Here is a 1604-nt window from a genome sequence, read left to right as displayed (position 1 = left end):
CTAATTAATACTGTTAGATTAAGCAGACTGTTGCTCTAAAATAAATTCCTGTGACAACTCAATAAGTTTAGACCACCTAGCAGGCATATGTGGTAAAGAAGCTAATTCAGGAATCACAACAGGTACTCTTTTCTCAAGAGCAGCATGAGGTCTTAGGAAATTAAAATAAGCAACAAACAAAGTGACAAAAGAAACTGAGCCTTCATCAGAGTTAAAACCATTAGTAGCCCTGTAATTACCTTTAAAGGTGCGGTTTAAGCGTTCAATAATTTGCTTAAGTGGTCGATACTCTTTTGAGACAGGATCCTCATTAGTCAGACCAATAACCTGATTAATATCGAAAAACACACCATGTTGAGCAAAGAAATGCTGAGCAAGAACATAAATAGGATTACCATCAACAATAAACCTAAGATCATCTGGGATATCTTTCAACTTCATCAGAACCTGATCCAAAGCCCTAACAGCAGAAAGAGTATCACGATTAGGAGAAATAGGATAAGACAAAATAATCTTTTTCACTGAATCAAAGAAAAAGAATAAATAATGCCATTTACCATTAACTTTGATATAAGTCTCATCACCACAAAAAGAATTAGACAAAACGTAAGGATAATGATCAACAAAGGGCTTAATAGTTTTAGCGACAGCATCAGCATAATTAAGAACAGTTTGATGACTAATTTTAAGATTATGTACGTCATTCATAAGAGCAGCAGTCTTACGAGCAGAGATACCATAGTTCACATGGTAAGTTAAAATAAGTCCAAGAGTATGAGGAGAAGCATAAATCCTAGAGATATCTACATCAGAAAGAACAGGAGAAGACTTAGCTAAAGGCTTATATTCAAAATTAAAATGGCGATAAATATACCTAACCTTAAACTCATGAGGTTTTTCATTAAATAGTTTTTTCTCTTCACTACTCATAGTAGCAAGATTTCTTTGATAAAAAGAGCAATCATCATTTTTGCATTTATAGATATAAAAATCCTTACGCTCCTTGATTTTCTCAAGAGACTTATTGCAATGGGGACATTTAATAATGGCAGCCTTAGAATAAAAATTCTTGAAGTTAAAATTAGCAGAACAAACTTTACACTTGAATTGACCTTTACCACCATTATTATCGTAAAGGTAGATGTGAGGGGCATTGCAACGAGGACAGGAAAGAGTATTGGGAACCTTAACCTTACTGTTCTTATGACGTTTAACAGGTTTTAAAGGTTTACCATGCTTGTCCAAATACTCTTGTAAAAGAGTCAAATAATTGAGTTTCTCAGGGACCTTAATAATAGGCAACTGGTCAACCTGTAAAGGACGATAAGGCTTATTAACAGGTTTATCTAGATACTTACGAAGAGAATTCTTACCAAGCAATGCCCCCATCAAATAAACAATGATTTTATTTTGAACCTCAATGTATAGTAGCAACAAAGAAATAACTTTAGACATCAAGTTTGCCGCCTCCTTTGTTTGAGTAATTTTTTGAATGGTCAACTAAAAATTACCCTTAAATTGAGGGGGTGGCAATACCTTAATATAAATTTTTCAATAACAACAAGGTTTTTGACACAATAATCTATAAAACTTTTGACAATACG

Annotated in this window: 1 protein-coding gene; it reads right to left on the bottom strand. The window is 33.5% G+C overall.

What is annotated here, in order from left to right:
- Nucleotides 1–18 precede the first annotated feature (18 nt).
- Nucleotides 19–1455 (bottom strand): DDE-type integrase/transposase/recombinase, encoded by a 1437-nt coding sequence (locus BHF71_RS10135; protein ID WP_176717354.1) that lies wholly within the window; start codon nt 1453–1455, stop codon nt 19–21.
- Nucleotides 1456–1604: the final 149 nt, after the last annotated feature.

The organism is Vulcanibacillus modesticaldus (assembly GCF_001730235.1).
Lineage (GTDB): Bacteria > Bacillota > Bacilli > Tepidibacillales > Tepidibacillaceae > Vulcanibacillus > Vulcanibacillus modesticaldus.
The sequence above is the reverse complement of the archived record's forward strand: the minus strand, read 5'-3'. Positions and strand labels throughout refer to the sequence as shown.

Excerpts from the sequence above, each read along its gene's own strand:
- BHF71_RS10135 (WP_176717354.1), bottom strand. The coding sequence starts at position 1,455 with ATGTCTAAAGTTATTTCTTTGTTGCTACTATACATTGAGGTTCAAAAT.